The organism is Pseudanabaena cinerea FACHB-1277 (assembly GCF_014696345.1).
GTDB lineage: Bacteria > Cyanobacteriota > Cyanobacteriia > Pseudanabaenales > Pseudanabaenaceae > Pseudanabaena > Pseudanabaena cinerea.
This window is the reverse complement of sequence record NZ_JACJPY010000025.1, coordinates 32,468-52,533: the sequence shown is the minus strand read 5'-3', so window position 1 is coordinate 52,533 and position 20,066 is coordinate 32,468. Positions and strand designations below refer to the sequence as shown.

Below are 20,066 nucleotides of genomic sequence, written 5' to 3'. Positions count from 1 at the left end.
CAAATCTTTAGCGTTACGGTGAAGCCCAAGGTATTTAAGAAGTTGGAAGATGCACAGGCTAATTATCCGCAGTGGGTAGCGGCGATCGCTGGCAAGATGGGTGAAGCTACTGCGACAGGATTTGTTTTGCTTGAGCCAAATATTCAAGTATTTGAGAAAAAGCCCAAAGAAGCTAAACCTGTGGAGTAGTCATTGTGAAAAAAGCAATATCGTAAATATTGCTTTTTTGTAATCTAAAGGCTAAAAAAACTCTGATATAGTGAATTTACCTTGTAATGGGTTCTTCATGGCTGATATTTTAGAAGCAGGACAAATTGTTAGAGTGCGATCGCGCCAATATTTAGTCGAAGAAGTGACTGCGCCTGATCCTGCTCATCCGCAGGGAGATACCACAGTTAGACTCGCTTGCTTAGATGATGATGCTCAGGGGCAAGAATTACAGGTATTTTGGGATAGGGAGATTGATGCTGAGGTCATAGGAGCATCGACATGGGATATTGTGGCGCGTCGGGGTTTTGATGAAGCGAAAAAATTCTCGGCATATCTGCATACATTGCGTTGGAATTGTGTGACATCGACTGACCCGAAATTATTTCAAGCGCCCTATCGTGCGGGTATAGAGGTGAAGTCCTATCAGCTTGAGCCACTACGCAAGGCTCTGTTAATGCCCCGCGTGTCTCTTTTTATTGCCGATGATGTCGGCTTGGGCAAAACCATTGAAGCAGGTTTGATTTTGCGTGAGATGCTGATGCGTCAGAAGGTACGCCGAGTCGTGATTGCTTGTCCGCCTTCGGTGGTGTTGCAGTGGCAAGAAGAAATGGAAAAGCGCTTTGGTCTAATCTTTACGGTTTACGATCGCGATTTTGTGGCAACGAAGCGGCGGGAACGCGGCTATGGGATTAATCCTTGGCAATTGCATAATCGGTTTATTATTTCCCATTCTTTGCTGCGGGATGAAAACTATACGATGGGCTTGCGGGAGTGGTTGGGGGATTTTAACCCAGCGAGCATGTTGATTTTGGATGAAGCGCATAATGTGGCTCCTGCTAGTAGCTCTCGCTATGCGATCGACTCACAACTTACAAAAGTATTGCGTGATATTGCTCCCCGTTTTGAGCATAAGTTGTTTTTATCAGCAACGCCCCATAATGGTCACTCCAATAGTTTTGCGGCACTTTTAGAAATGCTCGATCCACAGCGTTTTTGTCGAGGTGTGTCGGTTAGTGGTAAAAGCGGCAAAAAGTTACTGGATGCAGTGATGGTACGGCGGCTAAAAAAAGATCTGCGTGAAATTGGCGAAACTGATTTCCCAAAGCGTCATGTACTGCCGATCGCTGTGGATAATTTGCCAGAGAATGCGCCAGAATTAGAGCTATCGCGTTTGTTGCAGGAATATCGGACTTGTCGCGAACAAAGGCTCAAGGATGCCAAGAAGTCAGAACAGCGATCGGCAATGCTGGTGATGATCTCGTTGCAAAAGCGGTTACTGTCTTCGATTGAGGCTTTTGCGCGGACGCTCAAAGTACATCGGCAAGGCATTGAGAAAAGTATTGAGAAAAGGGCATCTAAGAAAAGTTCATTGAATGATGATTTTTCGTTGCTTGGTGATTCGCTGAATTATGATGATGATCGCGCTGAACTATCAGAAACAGAAGTGATGGCGGAAGAAGATGCTCAAATGTTGGCGGCGACCGCGATCGCCATTGCAGATAATATTTCGGCACGAGAATTAGAATTACTCGATCGCATGACTGCTATTGCCGAGCGAGAGCGCTATGAGCCTGATGGCAGAATTAAAAAATTAATTGCTTGGATACGCGATAATCTCTGTCCTGATCTGGGACAAGCAGGGGCAAAGTGGAACAATTGCCGCGTTTTAATCTTTACGGAATATACGGATACAAAGCGCTATTTAGAGGAACAGATTAGGTCGGCGATCGATGGCTCCGATCTTGCTCATAAAAGAGTTGATACTTTTCATGGCGGTATGGGTGACGATCGCCGCGAAGCGATAAAAGCAGCTTTCAATCATGATCCTGCCGATGCTCCTTTGCGAATTTTGATTGCCACTGATGCGGCTAGAGAAGGGATTAATTTACAGAACTACTGTGCAGATTTATTCCATTTTGATATTCCTTGGAATCCGAGTCGGATGGAGCAGCGCAATGGGCGGATCGATCGCAAATTGCAACGGGAAGCTGAGGTGCGTTGTCATTATTTTGTACTGCCCCAACGTCCTGAAGATCGGGTTTTAGCGGTGCTAGTCCAAAAAACGGAGACAATCCAAGCTGAATTGGGTAGCCTATCGCCTGTGATTGAAAAAAATATTTCTAAGCTCTTAGAAGGTGGGATTTGGACAAAGGATGCTAAAGCTGAAACCTCGATTAAAGAGGCGATCGCTAAGGCAGATAGTAGTGATGAGCAGAGTCAAACTAAAAAAGCTGCCATTATTGAAGAGTTAGAAATTAGTCGTCCTGAGTTGCAACAACTACGCCAGCAAAAGGAAGATTTAGAAAATATGCTCAAAAAAGCGCGAGAATGGCTGACTCTCGATGATCGCCATTTTCGCGAAACCCTATCCGCATCTTTAGAAATATTGGGCGCACAGCCGCTAGGCGCAGTTAATGCCGAAGATGCGCTCAAGTCGCCTGATACTGCCCGTTGGTATTTTCCTGAAGATGCTGCCAATGCTGACCCTACATGGTTAGCAGCTTTAGATAGTTTGCGATCGCCACGTCAAAAAGGACAAAAACTCTGGGAATGGCGCAATGAGTCACCAATCCGCCCGATTGTGTTCCGCGATCCGCAATCCCTTGATGGTGAGGTGGTGCATTTGCATCTAGAGCATCGACTGGTACAGCGTTTGCTAGGGCGATTCCTATCCCAAGGATTTTTGCATGATGAGTTAACTCGCGCTTGTGTTTGCCATACCAGAGAGACAATTCCCAAAGTGATTGCGCTTGGTCGGTTGTCGCTTTATGGCGATCGCGCCACGAGGCTCCATGATGAAATTGTGGCAGTGGCGGCGGAATGGAATGATCCTGCTCTGCGCGGTCGGGCAAAGTTGCGCCCGCTTGGAGAAAGCGATAAAAAGGATGTTTTGCGAGAACTTGAGGATGTTTTAGCCACACCTTCGTTATGTAATGTTTCGCAGTCTCATCAAGATCAATTCAAGGCTTATGCGGCGAGAGATGTGGAAGAGTTAATTCCTCATCTAGAAAATCGTGCTGAGACTTTGACGGATAGGGCAAAGCGGCTCTTAACGAAACGTGGTGACGATGAGGCGGCGGATATGCAGAAATTGTTAGAAGAACAACGCGATCGCATCCTCATGCAACAGTCTCAATACAAAACTCAGCAGCTTTCGCTATTTAGTGCGGAGGAACAGAGACAACTGGATGCTGATTTGAAGCATTGGCAAAAGCGATTGCTGCAATTAGAGCAGGAAATCATTGCTGAACCGCAACGGATTCAAAAAGTCTATGAGGTGAAAGCGAGTCGCATTGAGCCTGTGGGCTTGGTTTATTTGTATCCAATAACAAGTTAATTTTGAGTTGTATGATTTTTGATTAAGAGGATTTATGAATAATGTTGTTTTCTCAGATCATGCTCGAAAGGAAATGCTGAGAAGAAATATTACCCAGTTACAAATTGAGGAGGTTTTGCAAAGTCCTGAGCAAATAATATCTGTAAATGAGGAACGGAATATTTATCAATCTCGGTTTGAGCTTAACCAGAAACAATATTTATTGAGGGTAGTTGGAGATATTCGAGGTGATTTGCTGACTGTGGTTACAATATACAAAACTAGTAAAGTCAAAAAATATTGGAGTGAACAATGAAAGTAATTTACGATCCTGTGGTTGATGTTCTGCGAATCTTATTGTCAGAAGTTCCGATTGAAGAGAGTGATGAACAGAGTGAGGGTGTAATTTTAGATTTTGATGTGGCAGGAAAGGTTGTTGGTATTGAGATTTTAGATGCCTCTAAACGTACTGATAATCCCTTTTCCTTAGAATTTTTGATTGATCAACCAGTGGCAGTATAAAACCGTAAAAACATGACAGACGATCTCGAATTATTTGTACATAGGGAATGGTTGGGGCTGATTCAGCCTGTGGGGTTGGTGGTGACGGCGCGATCGCTGGCTAGGGCAGAGGCGACACCAGATCGGGCGGATGGCACAAGGTTGCAGCCGATTTTGCGGGAGTTATTGGATAAAGATGGATTGCTGTCGGACTTGCGGGCTTTGATGGAGCAGATTTTGGAGTGGGATGCTCAAGATTTAGTAGCTGCGCCTGAAGGGGTTGAGTATTATTTAGAGAACTATGGCGAGACTTTGAAGCCTAGCTATGTTGTGATAAACAGAGATGAATTAGGGGTGGAAAATTACGAATTAGGAATTACGAATTACGAGTCAGGATCGCCAATTCGTAATTCGCAATTCGTAATTATGATGTTGGTGCAGGAAGTCGAGGCAGGAACGGGGCTAGATGATAAGGCTAGTTCGCAGGGGTGGGAGGTGACACCGCAGCAAAAGTTTGAGCGATTATTGCGCGGGCTAAAAATCCCGATGGGATTGCTGACCAATGGTAAGGAATTACGGCTAGTCTATGCGCCAGAGGGTGAGTCTTCGGGATATTTGACTTTTTCTTTTGCGGCGATGGCGGAGGTGGCGGGGCGATCGCTACTGAGTGCTTTTTATATGTTGCTGTCTAGTTATCGCGTCTTTCAGGCAAATGTGATGGGGGACGATCGCCGCCTGTGTAAAATCCTTGAGAATAGCCGTCTGTCACAAAATGAGGTGTCTGAGCGTTTAGCCGATCAGGTTTTGGATGCTCTCTGGGAATTGTTAGCAGGATTTCAAGCGGCGGATGCTGCCGTCAATGGCAAGATTCTTACTCCCCTCTCCCCCACTGGGAGAGGGGCTGGGGGTGAGGGTCTTATGCAGCATATTTATGGCGGATTGGTAACGGTTCTAATGCGGTTGGTGTTTCTGCTTTATGCCGAAGAACGGGACGTGATGCCTGATGATGCGATGTATCAGGGTAACTATGCAGTAACGGGGCTTTATGACAGGTTGCGGGATGATGCGAGTAACTATCCCGACACGATGGAGCAGCGTTTTGGGGCTTGGGCTTGGTTGTTGAGTTTGTTTCGCCTTGTCTATGATGGCGGTGGGGCGACTGAGGACTATTTACCCGCTAGAAAAGGGCAGTTATTCAAACCTGATGAATATCCATTTCTAGAGGGGTATGGTGAGGGCGTTCCCCGTGTGTCTGATGGGACGATTTTTCGGGTTTTAGATAAATTATTGATTTTGGAGGGCGATCGCCTGTCCTATCGATCGCTAGATGTGGAAAATATTGGCTCGGTCTATGAGGGCATCATGGGCTATCGGGTGGAACGGGCTGAGAGTGTGTCCCTCGGTGTGACTAGCAAGCCGAAAGGCTCTAAGATTTCGACTACGGTGGTGGTTGATATGCAGGCTTTGTTGGTGGCGAAGGGGAGCGATCGCGCTGGTTTGTTAAAGACTTGGGCGAATTGTGAGGTGACGGGAAATGCTTTAAAGGAACTGAAGGAGGCGAAGACTTTAGAGGGAATTGCGGCGGCTTTGGGGCGTAAGGTGTCGCATCGGACGCAAAATCTTTTGGCGGTGGGGGCTTTGTTTTTGCAACCGACGGAGGAACGGCGGCGCAGTGGGTCGCACTATACGCCGCGCAAGTTGACGGAACCGATTGTGCGGAAGACTTTGGAGCCAATTTTTGCGGGTTTGGGGTCAGCACCGACTGCGGCGCAAGTTTTGAGCTTAAAGGTGTGCGATCTGGCAATGGGTTCGGGGGCGTTTTTGGTGGAGGCTTGTCGGCAGTTGGCGGATGCGGTGGTGGCTGCATGGGAACGGGACGGGATGCCTGATGATTTACCGAAGTCGGAGGAGCCGATTTTGATTGCGCGGCGGTTGGTGGCGCAGCGTTGCATTTATGGTGTGGATAAGAATCCCTTTGCGGTGAATTTGGCAAAGTTGTCGCTGTGGTTGGCAACTTTAGCGAAAAATTACCCTTTTACGTTTATTGACCATGCTTTGAAATGTGGTGATTCTTTAGTGGGTTTGACTAGTCGTGAGATTGGGGCGTTTGAGAGCAATACGCAATTATCACTATTTCGCCCGATCGCCGATCTCGTTAAGGATGTTGTTAGTAAGCGTTTAGAGATTCAGTCACAGGATACCCTGAGCGATCGCGATGCGGATGTGAAGCATGATAAGTTAATGGCGATCGATGCGGATTTGTCACCGAGTCGGCGGTCGGCGGATGCTAAGATTGCGGCGTTTTTTGATGGTAAAAATGCGAAGGATCGGACTAATCGGGAGCAGGAATATAAGCAACTATTAGCCCAAGGGACTAAGGAAGAATTAGAGAAGTTATCCCAAAATTTACGCAGTGGCGATCGCGGCATCATTCCCTTTAACTGGGAAATCGAATTTCCCGAAGTCTTTACTCGCCAGAATAGCGGCTTTGATGCGATCGTTGGTAATCCTCCATTTTTGGGTGGTAAACGAATTAGTACTGTTTTGGGTGATGAGTATCGGTATTGGTTGCCAGAGATTCATCCTGAAACTCATAGCAATGGCGATTTGGTTGCTCATTTCTTTAGACGTGCTTTTAATTTATTGAGAAAGAATGGAACTTTTGGACTTATTGCGACAAATAGCATTGCTCAAGGTGATACTCGTACAACAGGATTACGCTTTATTTGTGAAAACGGCGGCACGATTTACAATGCTCAAAAACGGGTGAAGTGGGCAGGTGATGCGGCAGTTATTGTCAGTGTTTTAAATGTAATTAAAGGTGTTTATACAGGAATAAAAAAACTAGATGGAAAAGACGTTCCACTTATTTCAGCATTCCTCTTTTATAAAGGTGGAAATCAAGACCCAAAGCGCCTACTGGCAAACTCAGGAAAAAGTTTTCAGGGCAGCATTGTATTAGGTATGGGGTTTACATTTGATGATTCTAATCCTGATGCGACAAGTATCGAAGAGATGCACCGCTTGATCGAAAAAGATCCTAAAAATTCTGAGAGAATCTTTCCCTATATTGGCGGCGAAGAAGTAAATACTAGCCCAACCCATTCCCATCATCGTTATGTGATTAACTTTGGGGAAATGACTGAACAAGAGGCTAAAGATTATCCTGATTTATACAAAATAGTTAGAGATAAAGTATATCCTGACCGAAAAGATAAGCCAGGCAGTTATAGCAGACAATGGTGGCTTTTTGGTAGACGAAATCAAGAGGGGACAAAAGCGATCGCCCCCCTAGAGCGAGTATTGGTTATCTCGCGTATAAGCAAATCATGTGCATTTACTTTTCTCCCTAAAGGAATGGTATATAACGAGAAAATAGTAGTTTTTACCTTTGATAAATATTCAGCATTTTTAGTTTTGCAATCCCGCATTCATGAGATATGGACAAGATTCTTTAGCTCCACACTAAAAGATGATTTGCAATACACTCCCTCAGATTGTTTTGAAACCTTCCCCTTCCCAACAAACTGGGAAAACAACCCACAACTAGAAGCCATAGGAAAAGAATATTACGAATACCGCGCTCAGTTAATGATTTCCAACAATCAAGGACTCACCGCCACCTACAACCGCTTCCACGATCCCGACGAATACGATCAAGACATTCTCAAACTGCGCGACCTCCATAATCAAATGGATAGAGCCGTCCTCGATGCTTACGGCTGGACAGACCTTCAGCCCACTTGTGAGTTTCTGCTCGATTATGAAGACGAAGAAGAAACCCTCACCCCCGACCCCTCTCCCACAGGGCGAGGGGAGAAAAGGCAAAAGAAAAAGCCCTATCGTTATCGTTGGGCAGACGAGATCCGCGATGAAGTCCTAGCGCGACTCCTTGCCCTCAATGAAGAGCGTTATCAAGAAGAAGTGCTGCGGGGCGACAGGTCGGAAGGAAAAAGTAAAAAGGCAAAAGGAAAAACCAAGGGTAAGCAATCTGCGGCGAATAATCCAGAATTGCCCTTTGCGTAGGGGCATAGCATTCCCGCCCCAATCTCTAAATTCTAAGACGCGCTCAAAATGGTAATGCTTTGCCCAGACACTAAAAGCGATCAATGATTTTCTGCCAACCGAGGCAAGGGTTCAGCATTTGCCAATAGAAATTTTGTTGAGGAGGCGATCGGCGATCGCGCAAATGCTAAACCCCTACAAAATCTACAAAATCAATATGGACTGTAACTGATAACTATTCTCAGTCTACAAATTTAGCTGTGCAAGAGTTTGATTTGTCCAATCCTCAAGATCATTTTCTTTAAGGACTATTGCTCCTAAGTCTTCATACTTTTCAATAGCAGTTTCATAAGCTTTTGTTAATTCTCTTAACTCTCTTTTAGGGGGTAATAGCAGTACACCAAAAGGCAAGCCTTGATAGGAATTTTTAACATCAACAATTGCCCACGACAAAGCATCCAGAACACTCTTAGGAGAATGCACTTCAAATGATAATCCATGAACCGCAAGATAAGGTTTACCGTTAGCTACGACTGCATCTAATTTATGACCTTCATGTTTGCCTGCTAGAGAAGTTTTAAAATATTCTTGTGCCTGTTCACCTTTCAGTTCTTTTAAGACCTGTTTAACTGTTTTGTTTGCTATTTTCGATGCAACCTTTCGATCTCGCGGGAATATTTTTTTAGGCAAATTATCTTCAATATTCTCAATCTCTATAAGATAAGTCTCAGCAGCATCTTCCAAAAGGCTATCCACATCTAATAAAGAGCCACAAGGTTCTGTGAACTGGATACTATTCATCCAGCCTCGCGCAACCTTAATGATTTGCTGATGTTTAGGAATATCCTTCGAGACATCCTCTAAAAAGAAACTACCCCTCGCAGCACTTTCTTCCATGCGATCGGCAAACTCACGTAAAAAGCTAACATCTTCATTGCCAAACTGCTTTACACGCTTCCAGTTCTGTAAAAAATGTACACGCACAACCTGATCGTTAAAAGCAAGCACACCAATATTTATCCGTTCGTCTGCGATCGGATTTGGGACATACTGAATTACGCTGTATTGGCTAGCCATAGACAATGCTTTTAACACAAATTTGTAAAAACTGCCATTATTTGTTTTTGCCTACTCATCAAGTATTCAACCAGAGCGAGGCGATCGTCAATAGTCAGCCCCCAATCAGTCGGTGGTGCAGCCACTGCCTCTAAAATTTGCGCTTCTGTCACAGCAAGACAAGCATTGACAGCAGACTCAAGTTCTTGGCACGTCAGCTTACAAGTCTCAAGCAATAAGCGATCAAGTTGTACATCAGTTGTCCTAGTCAGACGCTCGATATTCCAGTCGGGTCCACCTATAAAAAAATGACCATGATCCACAGAATGGACTAGATTCGGCTTCAACTTCCTGTAAATAAACTGGTGATCTCTCGCGTAAACCCAACCATATAAAACACAGAGAAGCGCAAAGCGATCGCGATTAGCAGGTTCCTTGGTATGTAAAAACAACTCGCGATCGTCAGAGCAGTCTTTAATAAATTCAGTAGCATGGGCAGTCCCAGCAAAAATGTATGAGTGCAGTGGTGATAGCTCAATTAAGTCAGTTGATATTTCAACCAGAGATGGCTTGGCTACTGGAGCATTCATCATGACCCCAAGCCTAGCAACAACCTGATCGTTGACCATTTGCCGCTCAATATTCCGATCTGCCTGTCGAGCTTTCACAACATACTCGCACTGATCAGCCCCTCTAGCTATAAAAGGACGAGATGCCGAAGGCCATATTTTCGGTCTTAAAGTCAAAATTAGTGTTGGTTCAATCGGTTCAGCTAATAATGCTTCGAGAGATTCTCGCCATCTTGTTTTAGTAACATCATCGAACCCTAGATTATTCACACAGCAATGGTAGAATTTCGGTAATTGATCATAGACTATATACTTTTAACAGAGTAATGCAAAGAGATCAATCTATTGAGAAGTTGACTCCGCGATCGCCTTACGCAGTAATCACTATTTCGTTTATTGCGTTTAATATGTTAAACTTTGAGCAAAATTCAAACAATATCAAGCAATCTAAACACAAAACTATCTGAGGTTGCCCAATGATTGCCCTAACCCAGTCTCTACATATTCCCACCGAAGAAGAAACCGAAATTTCTAAAGAAAGCAGCCGTATTTTCGCCTCGCATATTAGCGAAGGTGTCCGTCATCTCAAAATCGTAGAAGCCGATGGCAGTGAAGAGATAGCCGCAATCCCTGCCGCCGCCTATCGCCTATTTATAGACATTTTAACCCAGATGTCCCAAGGCAACGCCGTAACGATCATCCCCATCCATGCCGAACTCACCACCCAAGAAGCCGCAGACTTAATCAACGTCTCGCGTCCCTTCCTAATCAAACAATTAGAAGAAGGCATAATTCCCTATTACAAAGTTGGTAAGCATCGCCGCATCCGCTTTACCGACTTAATGGAATATAAAACTAACATTGATGCCGCCAGAAGCAAAGTTTTGGATGAATTGGTTGAAGAGTCACAAAAATTAGGGTTTTATGATTAATGGCTAGTCAACCAACTATTTTGTATGACGCTTGCGTTCTTTATCCTGCTCCACTGCGAGATTTATTAGTTCAGATTGCAACTTCTGATATTTGCAAAGCACGATGGACTAATTTAATTCACGATGAATGGATACGCAATGTCCTTAAAAATCGTCCTGATTTGACTCTGGAACAACTTACAAGAACCAGAGATAAGATGAATAGTCATGTTAGAGGCTGCTTAGTTACCGATTTTGAATGGTTAGTACCCTCTCTCGAACTTCCCGATTTGGACGATCGCCATATTCTCGCAGCCGCGATCGCTTGCGAAGCTAGTCAAATCATTACGTTTAATCTTAGAGACTTCCCTAAAACTATTCTTGATAGTTACAAAATTGTAGCTTTGCATCCTGATGAATTTATTGCCAGCCTGATCGAGCTAAAGCCGATCACAATGCTTTACCAAGTAGAAACAGTCAGAAAACGCCTGTTATATCCGCCCAAAAATTTTGATGAATACCTAGAAATTTTGTTAAAGCAGGGGCTACCGCTTTCGGTGTCAATGCTAAAAGAACTCCAAAACGCTCAAAACATCATGTAAGCAAGTTGTTAAAAACCCTGTAAAAAACAAGGAAATACTATGACATCAACCTCCGCCGAAGTGCGATCGCAACTCATCAAAGCCCTAGAAATGGATCTCATCGGTGCAAAGCCTGATGAAATCCTGCCCGAAGCGCCGACAAAATGGTATTTGTCAGGATTTCTCGCGCCCTATGGTGTGCCACAAAGCGATCGCTCCGATGACTTTGGCGATGATGAAATAGATGAAGCCAGTCGCACGGGTGCAGGTGATGATGAGAAAGCCCCTGAAGCTGCGGCAGCCCGTAAAGCATTTTTCCCATCTTCAATGGGCGTAAGTTTCCTGATTGCCGATGGAGTGACCAAATTAAAGGCGATCGCCTCATGGGGCGACTACGAAATCATTCCCGAAGAAGAAACTAATGCTGAAGGTAAAACCAAACAAAAGAGCGCCAGTCAATGTAAATGGCAACGCCTACCCCAACAGCAAACCCTAGAAATCAACCTTGCCGAAATTACCAAATCTTCTCAACAAATCCCCATACCCCATAGCAACGGACTATTTCTATCGATTTCCCTTCGCAACATTACCGACTCACAACTAAAAGCGATATTACCCATCGGCACAAGAGCTATATCAATCTTCTTAGTCAACGATCGCGCCCCTGCTGCTGACTCCGAACGCGATCGCGCCTTCATCTTCCAAGCCAATTTAGAGATTCAATCTGAAATTCCATTTGTTCCTCGTCCAGATCCGCGAATCAGTAACAATGACCCAGACGAAAGACTTGCAGACTTGCAATATCGCCATGATTTTGAATATGCCACAGGGCATAACGTCTCAGCAGATTATGAACTCGATGAATCGGGACAATGTAAAAGGCTATTCACCACATGGATACCCAAAACCGATGTTGAGAAAGTGATTGCCAGTCAAGTGGCAGGGGAATATGCGATCGAGACATTAGCTCAAGCCTCTGATGTCAGCAGTTTAAAATCAATGCTCGATCCGATGGTCGATGCTTATCAAAATTGGATTTTGCAACAAAAAACTGCTCTTACTACCCTCTCTCTAGGAGGTGAAGGCAGTCAACGTAATGATACCGCTAATACCTTATTACATAATGCGGATAAGACTAATGAACGCATTCGCAAAGGTATCAATGCGATGGATGATCCACAAGTATTTCAAGCTTTTAAACTTGCCAATCAAGCGATCGCCATTTCCATCCGTCAAAGAAATTCCCACAATAGCGAGAAAACACCCCAAGAAGTTGAAGCTCCCAAATGGCGACCTTTCCAGCTTGCCTTTATTTTGAACAATATTGCGGGTATTGCTAACCCATTAGACGGCGATCGCGAAATCGTCGATCTGCTCTTCTTCCCCACAGGTGGCGGTAAAACTGAGGCATATTTAGGCTTAGCCGCTTTTACATTAATTTTGCGCCGTCTGCGTGACCCCAAAGCCGAAGGCAGTGCAGGGCTATCGGTATTGATGCGCTATACCTTGCGCCTACTCACCCTTGACCAACTCGGACGCGCCGCCACACTCATCTGCGCCCTCGAAACTATCCGTCAAGAGAATGTCAATATTCTAGGCAAACATCGCTTTGAGATCGGTTTATGGGTCGGACAAACTGCCACACCAAACCGTATGGGAGCGAAGGGTGATAAAAATCCTGACTCAGCCCGTCAAAGAACGATTAATTTTAAAACAGACAGTAATCGCTTCCCTTCGCCAATTCCCCTCGAAAACTGTCCTTGGTGCGGGGAAAGATTTGATAAAAATTCCTTCAGTCTTTACCCTAGTGCGGATAATCCCACCGATTTAGTCATCACTTGCAATAACCGTAAAACCTATAGCGATCGCAAGCCCGTTTGTACTTTTAAAGGAGCTAATCCTTTACCAATTATTGCAGTAGATGACCAGATCTATCGCAAGTTACCCGCCTTCATGATTGCAACCGTTGATAAATTTGCCAACCTGCCTTGGGTGGGAGAGACAGGCAAACTCTTCGGCAAAGTGTCTCACTATGACGACAAAACTGGAAACTTTTATAGCGAAGCTGACCAACATAAGGCAGGTAAAGCACTTCAGAACTATTTACCACCACCTGATTTAATCATTCAAGATGAACTGCACTTAATTTCGGGTCCTCTCGGTACGATGGTCGGGCTATATGAAACAGCGATCGCTGCCCTTTGTAGTAGAACCCTCACCCCCAGCCCCTCTCCCATTGAGGGCGAGGGGAGCAAGATAGTTAGACCCAAAATTGTCGCATCTACTGCAACTGTGCGCCGCGCCACACAGCAAATTAAAGCCCTATTTGCCCGTGAAAATGTCCATATCTTCCCGCCGCCAAGTCCCGATCGCCGTGATTCTTTTTTTGCAAAGACCGTCACCACCAGCGAAGCCAATGGGCGAACCTATCTGGGCATTGCCGCGCAAGGGAGAAGTTTAAAAGTTGTGTTGTTAAGAACTTATCTAGCCCTATTATCAGCCGCTCAAAGGGAATGGAAAGCCAATGGCGGCAAGGATAATCCCAAAAATCCTGCTGACCCCTATATGACTCTGCTGGGCTATTTCAACTCATTACGCGAACTGGGCGGCAGTCGGCGCATTGTTGAAGATGAAGTTAGCACCAAGTTACAGAAATTTAGCGATCGCCGCCGCATTAGTGACAGCGATAAGTCTCGCAATCAAGACTTTAGCGATCGCACAATCCGCGCCCCTTTAGAACTAACTTCGCGGGTGAGTACCAGTGAGGTTGCCGATACTAAGCGCCGCTTAGAGTTAGGCTTTGCTGAAAAAGACAGTAAGGATAGCGTCGATGTTGCCCTTGCTACGAATATGATTTCCGTTGGTTTAGACATCACCCGCCTCGGTTTGATGGTTGTCCTCGGTCAGCCCAAAACCGCCGCCGAATATATCCAAGCTACTAGCCGTGTTGGTCGTGATGACAAGCGCCCTGGGTTGGTAATTACTTTGCTCAATGTGCATCGACCTCGCGATCGTTCCCATTACGAACGCTTCAAGCATTGGCATACCATCTTCTATCGGGCAGTTGAAGCCACCAGTGTTACACCTTTTTCACCCCGCGCCGTTGATCGCGGACTCGCTGGCATTACCGTCGCCTTAGCCAGACATCACTATAAAGATCTGACAACACCTTTAGGAGCTTTCAAGATTCTTAATCACAATCATGATGATTTGGATTTTGTGATTGATACGATTTCTCAACGAGCTGAGTGTCATGGCAATTTCCCTAGTGATGAAGCGGAGGCAATGCGTAAAAAGTTGCGCGATCGCATAGTGGATTTACTCGATACATGGAAAGTAATAGCTAATGAACGCGGTAATTTGCAATATCAAAAGGAAGAGGGAGTAGCGCCAAGGTTGCTTTACGATCCACTCGATCCTGATTTGATGCGCCAAAAGCCTAATTACCGTAAGTTCAAAGCACAGCGCAGCTTACGCGATGTGGAGAAGTCGGTGAATCTGTGGATTCGTAATCCTGATGGTATTGATGTAGAGGATGAATAATTATGAACCCTAAGAAAAAAATTCCACCCGCAGGCGAAATTCGTCAAAGCCAAATCATCACCACCTTTGGTGCAGGCTCAATGGTCGATCTACCCAATAAATCCGTCATCATCGGCGGACTCAATCATTGGACAGAAAAAGACTGCAAAACTATTAAGGAAGAAAGACTCGCCCAATATGTCCAAAAAGTCCTCGGCGTTGCCTCCATTCAACTCAAAACTCCACCCATTGACGAAGAAGAAATAGGCGATCGCCGCATCGGTATCACAGCTTTCACCTTTCCCCATTGGTTTCTCGCGCAGGTCGATCAAACCATCGAAATTCATGGCAAAAAATATCGCACCCGTCCGCTTATACCTTGGGGACAACTCGTTAAAGGTAAATATCTCAACGAAGATCGCAAATCTATCGCTGTTGTGCCTGTGCGCTTTGTCCAAGCCTGTCCCAATGGTCATATCAGCGACATAAACTGGCATGGCTTTGTAAGGCACGAACTAAGCTGCACTAACAAAACAGGAAGACTCTGGTTTGATGAAGGTACGGCAAGTAATGACTTCTCAGAAATATACGTGCGATGTGATCGCTGCTACGCTCGCCGCCAACTCAAAGATGCCACGATCCCCAACGCGAGAAATCTTGGATATTGCGAAGGTCATCGTCCTTGGCTCGGTTTAGATGCAATTACCCAAGAGCAATGTGTATCGCTAAAAGAGCATTCTCAAGGGAACCCTGAAGCTAATCGCCTCTTAGTGCGATCGGCAAGTAATGCTTACTTCGCCCAAGTTGTTAGTGCTATCTCCATTCCTGATAGTGATGAGAAGTTGCGTACTGCCGTCGATGAAATCTATGAGGACTTCTTGCAATATGCCGAAGATGTCGATGATATCAAACGCGATCGGCGCAAACAAAAAGTTGCCAATGCCCTTGAAGGGTTTAACGATGAAATAGTTTGGCAAGAAGTTCAACGCCGCAAAAGTGATCAATCTGTTGCAGATAAAAGTCTCAAGCAACTTGAAATCGAAACTCTGTTAGCACAACCCGAAGGCGATATTGACGGCGATCTGCCTGATTCAGATTTCTATGCTCGTGCGCGGAATCTTGATCAGCTTGCCCCAATTTATCAAGAAATTTTCGGTGATTGCATTGATCGGATTGTCCTAGTCCATCGCCTCCGCGAAGTAGTTGCCCAAGTTGGATTTACGCGCTTTGAGCCAACCCTAATTACCACTGACGGTGAACTCGACTTAGGGGTTAATCTTGCGCCTCTCGGTCTAGAAACTGATTGGGTTCCCGCCTACGAAAATCGAGGTGAAGGCGTATTTATCTCTTTTAAACCTGAAGCGATCGCAACATGGCTGCAAAAAACTACCGTCAAAAAAAGAGGTCAAGAACTTCTACTTGGCTATGACAAATGGAAAAAGCATAAAGGCATCAAGAGTGACTGGCTCCCATCTTTACCTTACATCATGCTGCATTCCCTCTCCCATCTATTAATTACCGCCATCTCCCTAGAATGCGGCTATTCCGCTAGTGCAATTCGCGAACGTATTTATGCCAGCGAAGCAGGTTATGGCATCCTTCTTCATACTGGCTCATCTGGCTCAGAAGGAACCTTAGGTGGACTAATCGAAGTTGGCAAACAGATTGAGCGCTATCTTAAAACTGCCTTAGAAATGGGACACCTATGCTCTAATGATCCTGTTTGTTCTCAACACAAGCCCGCCGATAGTCAAGAAGATCGCTATCTGCATGGTGCGGCTTGTCACGGATGCCTTCTGATTGCTGAGACTTCCTGTGAACGCAGAAATGAACTTCTCGATCGGGCATTAGTTGTTAGAACTGTAGATGCGATCGGTGCAGAATTTTTCCTTGATCTCACAACCCTATGACCTCAGTCCTTAGACAATTGAGTTTGCCCAATTTGATTAGCTTAGCCAATGCGATCGCTGATAGTAGATTTGCGTTACCTCTGACGAATATGGCTCTAATTGGTCATGTACCTGACACCCTAGCCAATGCCATCAATTCAGAAGTAAATCAACTACTGATGAGTGGATTTACCTCTTCGCAAATTGCTTATACTTTAAGACTCCTTGCCGAAGAACGCGCTGAATCTCAAAAATTACGCGATCGCGTCGATCTGGTGTGGACTGGACAAGAGTTTGTCGGCTCAACTAGCCGTGATACGCATATTGTCGTCCAAGAGCTATTTGCCGCCGCTAAACATAGTGTGCTGATATCCAGTTATGCCCTAGATAAATCACCTTCCACTCGTGCTTTGTTTCAAACTCTCGCCCAGCAAATGTCAACTTTTCCAGACTTGCAAGTGCAGATCTTTGTCAATGTTCATCGATTGTATCAAGACAAAACCCCAGATAGTGTTCTATTGCGGCAACTTGCTGAGTCATTCCGCAAAGAGATTTGGACTGGCAAAAAAATGCCTGAGTTATTTCACGATCCGCGATCGCTATCTATGGAAATAAATAAGAAAGCTTGTCTCCATGCCAAATGTGTTGTTGTTGATCAAGAAAAAGTATTAGTCACTTCCGCCAACTTCACCGAAGCTGCCCATGAGCGAAATATTGAGGCAGGCATTTTCGTAACAGACACGGCGATCGCCCATGCAATTATTAATCAATTTCATACATTAACCAAACGCGGTATTTTGTGCCAAATTGCTTTATAATCTCCCATCAATCAATATGATGAACATAACTCAACCACCCTTCCCCAAACCCCAACTAGAGCCGACTGGCATCAACTTCGAGCAGTACGACGAATTTACGCCCCAAAAACTAGAACTATGGGACGGGTTCTATAACTATGGCGATCAAGACATGACAGGCTTTCACCTTGCAGTATTAACCAATATGGGGCTACGCGCCGCCGTTAGCCATGTGCCAATGTCCCAATGGTTAGCCGCCATTCAAGAGGTCGCCTTGCAAAATCCCAAGCTTGATGATGCCCAGCGCGATCGCTTATTGAAGGCAATGGACGAGTTGAATGCCGTGGCAGAGTGCTTGGAGGACTAAAAATGAAATTACTGTTTAATTTGATTGGCACAATCTTGAAGCTGGGAATCTATGCTTGTATTTATGCCACACCCGTTCTAGGAGTCTGGCTTGCATCGTCCCTTGCCGCATTCTCTAACCGTTCCACCTTGCTATCAGTCATCGCAGGAGTGTTTCTGTTTCCAGTCTTGCCTCTACTATGGGAGCTATGGTCAAGCTACAAACGGCGCAAATTGGGTAAGTTAGGAGAAGAAACATTAACTTGGGGCGATCGCCTAACTCTACGGACTCTGCTCATCAACCTAATCGCAATCATAGGACTATTGGCATGGCAACCAAGTAATAGCTTCATAGCCCTTTCCACAAGAGGGGATTGGATGCTAGAAGGAATGCAGGGAGAAGCCGCAGAAGTCACCCGCCAAAGCCTCTTCAAAATCGCAGGGGGATTAGAAGGGCTTTACAACGCCTTCAACAAAAATCCTTTTGAACAGTATGACGATGGCAGTTCCAAAATTAGACCAGATCCACAACCTGAAAGAATTGCCAGAAATCCTTTTGAAGAACTACCTAAGCCAACTAATAGTTCTAGCACTACAAAACCTCAACCCTCGGCAAAACCTCAAGCAAATACTGCAAAGCCCAAGCCCACTACTGAGAAACCAAAACCAGCCGAATCAAAGCCAATCAAAAATGCATGGGCATGGGAAGGACAGGGATTACACCCAGCGATCGCCAATATGCCAGCCAATGTCGAAACAAGCATTGAGTCTGTCGCCAAATACATTGTCAGTAAAGAATCTAATCCTGTTTTGCGAGTGAAAGCCTTACATGACTACGTTGCTGATCGCATTGCCTATGATGCCGAGTCATACTTTGCTGGTGCATATCCACCACAGGATGCCGAGACAGTGTTTCGCACTCGTAAAGCAGTTTGTGCGGGTTATGCCAAGTTACTAGAGGCATTAGGCAAAGAAGCAGAAATAGAGATTGTTTATGTGTCAGGTAAATCTCGCTCTCAGGTCAGTGAGTTAAGTGGTCGAGGTCATGCTTGGAATGGAGTCAAGGTTAATGGTCAATGGCACTTAATCGATCCGACTTGGGATAGTGGCTATGTTAACGATCCGCAATCTGGGTTTGTTAAAAGATATAGTACTGAATATCTAATGCCTCCACCAGAAGTAATTGGCATCTCTCATTTTCCAAAAGATCCAGCGTGGCAATTACGCTCTAATCCAATTGATCAAGGTGAGTTTCTACGTCAGCCGATGATGCGACCTAAATTCTTTGCTGATGGACTGTCATTGATTAGTCCGCAGCGATCGCAAGTTGATACTAGTAACAACGCGGTGATTAACCTTGCTAACCCTCAGAAACAGTGGATCTTGGCTAGTTACAGTCCTAAAGGTAGCAATAGTTCTCAGAACTGCGGTCAGCCTGTGCAAGATAGCCAAATTTCTTGCCCACTTCCTAGCTCTGGAAGTTATGAAGTAAGTTTATTTACCTCATCTGAAGGTCAAGGAAATTTTGATTACGTTGGGAGATTAGAGTTCAATAAAACTTAGAAATAGCAAAAATATTTCTCAACCTTAATCTACTCAATCTAACTGACGCTCGCGCTAGTAGAACAATGATAAGCATATAGACTTACCTGTAAAACCAAATGACCGACAATCGCCAATATGCCCCCGCTACCCAGCGTAACCGAGAAGTAATCCTAGAAACACTTCTGCAAATATTGCCACCCCAAGGCACAGTATTAGAGATCGCCAGTGGCACAGGCGAACACTCAGTATATTTCGCCCCACACCTCCAACCGCGCCAGTGGATACCATCAGATCCAAACCCAAGCGCGATCGCCAGCATTACCGACTGGCAAAAGTATCATCCATCAAACAACCTAGCCGCTCCCCTACAGATTGACGTAACCGCAGCAGATTGGCATCAGCACTTAGTTAACCAAGATATACAGGCGATCGTCAACATCAACATGATTCATATTGCCCCATGGCAAGCTTGCTTAGGTCTAATGACAGGAGCCAGAAAACTATTACCAGCCCAAGGAATCTTATATTTGTATGGACCATTCAAGCGCAACGGCAAACACACCAGCGAAAGCAACGCCGAATTTGATGCAAATTTGCGCTATCAAAACCCTGAGTGGGGAGTAAGAGATTTGGAGGATGTGATTGCGATCGCCACTGCTCAAAATCTAATACTCAAAGAAATTAAATCCATGCCAGCCAACAACCTATCCATCATTTTCGAGGTAGAGGCTCAATAGCCTTGAACTGCCACAGTGATCATGCATTAGTAAAATTTCATAAACGACACCAGTAAAACTAGCGCAATTAACTAACTTGTCA

At 45.1% G+C, this 20,066-nt stretch carries 14 protein-coding genes and 1 pseudogene; 13 read left to right on the top strand and 2 right to left on the bottom strand.

All coding sequences use genetic code 11. From position 1 onward, the window contains the following. From H6F44_RS09925 to H6F44_RS09905, 5 genes and pseudogenes are all read left to right on the top strand, one after another. Positions 1-189: pseudogene (locus H6F44_RS09925) on the top strand (fertility inhibition FinO-like protein); the annotation flags it as partial. Between the two features lie 97 nt (positions 190-286). Next, a complete protein-coding gene (drmD, locus tag H6F44_RS09920) occupies positions 287-3,547 on the top strand; it encodes a DISARM system SNF2-like helicase DrmD (RefSeq protein ID WP_190350799.1) in 3,261 nt (1,086 codons plus the stop codon). 34 nt (positions 3,548-3,581) lie between these two features. Further along, complete coding sequence (locus H6F44_RS09915; RefSeq protein WP_190350798.1) at positions 3,582-3,842, top strand: DUF4258 domain-containing protein; 261 nt, start codon at positions 3,582-3,584, stop codon at positions 3,840-3,842. Next, positions 3,839-4,048 carry a DUF2283 domain-containing protein gene (locus tag H6F44_RS09910; protein ID WP_190350797.1) on the top strand — a complete coding sequence of 70 codons (210 nt, stop codon included), beginning with the start codon at positions 3,839-3,841 and terminating at the stop codon, positions 4,046-4,048. Before H6F44_RS09915 ends, H6F44_RS09910 begins: the two co-directional genes overlap by 4 nt. A 12-nt stretch (positions 4,049-4,060) precedes the next feature. Then, on the top strand, positions 4,061-8,053 hold the full coding sequence (locus H6F44_RS09905; protein WP_190350796.1) for an Eco57I restriction-modification methylase domain-containing protein: 3,993 nt from the start codon (positions 4,061-4,063) through the stop codon (positions 8,051-8,053). Between the two features lie 225 nt (positions 8,054-8,278). Here the strand turns inward: H6F44_RS09905 and H6F44_RS09900 are convergent, their stop codons facing one another. Together H6F44_RS09900 and H6F44_RS09895 are read right to left on the bottom strand one after the other, a co-directional pair. Then, a complete protein-coding gene (locus H6F44_RS09900; protein WP_190350795.1) occupies positions 8,279-9,109 on the bottom strand; it encodes a DUF3037 domain-containing protein in 831 nt (276 codons plus the stop codon). An 11-nt stretch (positions 9,110-9,120) separates the two neighbouring features. Continuing rightward, on the bottom strand, positions 9,121-9,927 hold the full coding sequence (locus tag H6F44_RS09895) for a HipA family kinase (RefSeq protein ID WP_206754453.1): 807 nt from the start codon (positions 9,925-9,927) through the stop codon (positions 9,121-9,123). A 206-nt stretch (positions 9,928-10,133) separates the two neighbouring features. Here H6F44_RS09895 and H6F44_RS09890 point away from each other — a divergent pair, with 206 nt between their 5' ends. From H6F44_RS09890 to H6F44_RS09855, 8 genes are all read left to right on the top strand, one after another. Next, positions 10,134-10,589 (top strand): helix-turn-helix domain-containing protein, encoded by a 456-nt coding sequence (locus H6F44_RS09890; RefSeq protein WP_190350793.1) that lies wholly within the window; start codon positions 10,134-10,136, stop codon positions 10,587-10,589. Further along, entirely contained in the window at positions 10,589-11,170 is a 582-nt protein-coding gene (locus tag H6F44_RS09885) for a PIN domain-containing protein (protein ID WP_190350792.1), read from the top strand. Before H6F44_RS09890 ends, H6F44_RS09885 begins: the two co-directional genes overlap by 1 nt. A gap of 39 nt (positions 11,171-11,209) precedes the next feature. Beyond that, complete coding sequence (gene drmA / locus H6F44_RS09880; RefSeq protein WP_190350791.1) at positions 11,210-14,692, top strand: DISARM system helicase DrmA; 3,483 nt, start codon at positions 11,210-11,212, stop codon at positions 14,690-14,692. Between the two features lie 2 nt (positions 14,693-14,694). Further along, positions 14,695-16,581, top strand: coding sequence for a DUF1998 domain-containing protein (gene drmB, locus H6F44_RS09875; RefSeq protein ID WP_190350790.1), 1,887 nt, complete (start codon positions 14,695-14,697; stop codon positions 16,579-16,581). Further along, entirely contained in the window at positions 16,578-17,378 is an 801-nt protein-coding gene (gene drmC / locus H6F44_RS09870; RefSeq protein ID WP_190350789.1) for a DISARM system phospholipase D-like protein DrmC, read from the top strand. Before drmB ends, drmC begins: the two co-directional genes overlap by 4 nt. Before the next feature lie 25 nt (positions 17,379-17,403). Beyond that, positions 17,404-17,724: a hypothetical protein gene (locus tag H6F44_RS09865; protein ID WP_190350801.1), complete on the top strand. Its 321-nt coding sequence runs from the start codon at positions 17,404-17,406 to the stop codon at positions 17,722-17,724. A 2-nt stretch (positions 17,725-17,726) separates the two neighbouring features. After that, the gene (locus tag H6F44_RS09860; protein WP_190350788.1) at positions 17,727-19,265 is read left to right on the top strand and encodes a transglutaminase domain-containing protein; all 1,539 of its coding nucleotides are present in this window, start codon (positions 17,727-17,729) and stop codon (positions 19,263-19,265) included. A 98-nt stretch (positions 19,266-19,363) separates the two neighbouring features. Further along, positions 19,364-19,984, top strand: a complete 621-nt coding sequence (locus tag H6F44_RS09855; RefSeq protein ID WP_190350787.1) for a DUF938 domain-containing protein — start codon at positions 19,364-19,366, stop codon at positions 19,982-19,984. Positions 19,985-20,066: the final 82 nt, after the last annotated feature.

What these genes read in the sequence shown, in the direction of transcription:
- drmD (WP_190350799.1), top strand. Translation starts at nt 287, where the DNA reads ATGGCTGATATTTTAGAAGCAGGACAAATTGTTAGAGTGCGATCGCGC.
- H6F44_RS09915 (WP_190350798.1), top strand. Translation starts at nt 3,582, where the DNA reads ATGAATAATGTTGTTTTCTCAGATCATGCTCGAAAGGAAATGCTGAGA.
- H6F44_RS09910 (WP_190350797.1), top strand. Translation starts at nt 3,839, where the DNA reads ATGAAAGTAATTTACGATCCTGTGGTTGATGTTCTGCGAATCTTATTG.
- H6F44_RS09905 (WP_190350796.1), top strand. Translation starts at nt 4,061, where the DNA reads ATGACAGACGATCTCGAATTATTTGTACATAGGGAATGGTTGGGGCTG.
- H6F44_RS09900 (WP_190350795.1), bottom strand. Translation starts at nt 9,109, where the DNA reads ATGGCTAGCCAATACAGCGTAATTCAGTATGTCCCAAATCCGATCGCA.
- H6F44_RS09890 (WP_190350793.1), top strand. Translation starts at nt 10,134, where the DNA reads ATGATTGCCCTAACCCAGTCTCTACATATTCCCACCGAAGAAGAAACC.
- H6F44_RS09885 (WP_190350792.1), top strand. Translation starts at nt 10,589, where the DNA reads ATGGCTAGTCAACCAACTATTTTGTATGACGCTTGCGTTCTTTATCCT.
- drmA (WP_190350791.1), top strand. Translation starts at nt 11,210, where the DNA reads ATGACATCAACCTCCGCCGAAGTGCGATCGCAACTCATCAAAGCCCTA.
- drmB (WP_190350790.1), top strand. Translation starts at nt 14,695, where the DNA reads ATGAACCCTAAGAAAAAAATTCCACCCGCAGGCGAAATTCGTCAAAGC.
- drmC (WP_190350789.1), top strand. Translation starts at nt 16,578, where the DNA reads ATGACCTCAGTCCTTAGACAATTGAGTTTGCCCAATTTGATTAGCTTA.
- H6F44_RS09860 (WP_190350788.1), top strand. Translation starts at nt 17,727, where the DNA reads ATGAAATTACTGTTTAATTTGATTGGCACAATCTTGAAGCTGGGAATC.
- H6F44_RS09855 (WP_190350787.1), top strand. Translation starts at nt 19,364, where the DNA reads ATGACCGACAATCGCCAATATGCCCCCGCTACCCAGCGTAACCGAGAA.